The organism is Streptomyces sp. NRRL S-378 (genome assembly GCF_000720645.1).
GTDB lineage: Bacteria > Actinomycetota > Actinomycetes > Streptomycetales > Streptomycetaceae > Streptomyces.
Genome location: NZ_JOBX01000216.1, coordinates 1 through 365 on the forward strand (window position 1 = coordinate 1; position 365 = coordinate 365).

At 66.8% G+C, this 365-nt stretch carries 1 protein-coding gene; it reads left to right on the forward strand.

Annotated elements, in window-relative coordinates; genetic code table 11:
* Window positions 1-27: 27 nt before the first annotated feature.
* On the forward strand, window positions 28-312 hold the full coding sequence (locus IH80_RS0138555) for a chaplin (RefSeq protein WP_030966584.1): 285 nt from the start codon (window positions 28-30) through the stop codon (window positions 310-312).
* Window positions 313-365: the final 53 nt, after the last annotated feature.

Sequence of the window (365 nt, forward strand, 5' to 3'; positions counted from 1 at the left end):
CGGCAGAGTGAGTTCAAGGAGATCTTGATGTTCCGTTTCGCCAAGGCCGTAGTCGTTACCGCCGCCACTGGTGCCGTCCTGGCAGGCGGGGCCGGCATGGCCGCCGCCGACGCCACGGCAGAGGGCGCTGCCATCGGCTCCCCGGGTGTCCTGTCCGGCAACGTCGTCCAGGTGCCCATCCACATCCCGGTCAACCTCTGCGGCAACACCGTCAACATCGTCGGCCTCCTCAACCCCGCCTTCGGTAACACCTGCATCAACGCCAGCGGCTCGGACGGGCACCACAAGGCCGACCACCACGACAAGCACTGACAGCACCAAGTCCTGGACCCGGCGCGCTCATCACGTCGGCACATCCAGCACCG

Bases quoted from the DNA above. Each gene is read 5' to 3' on its own strand.
- IH80_RS0138555 (WP_030966584.1), top strand. From the start codon at position 28: ATGTTCCGTTTCGCCAAGGCCGTAGTCGTTACCGCCGCCACTGGTGCC.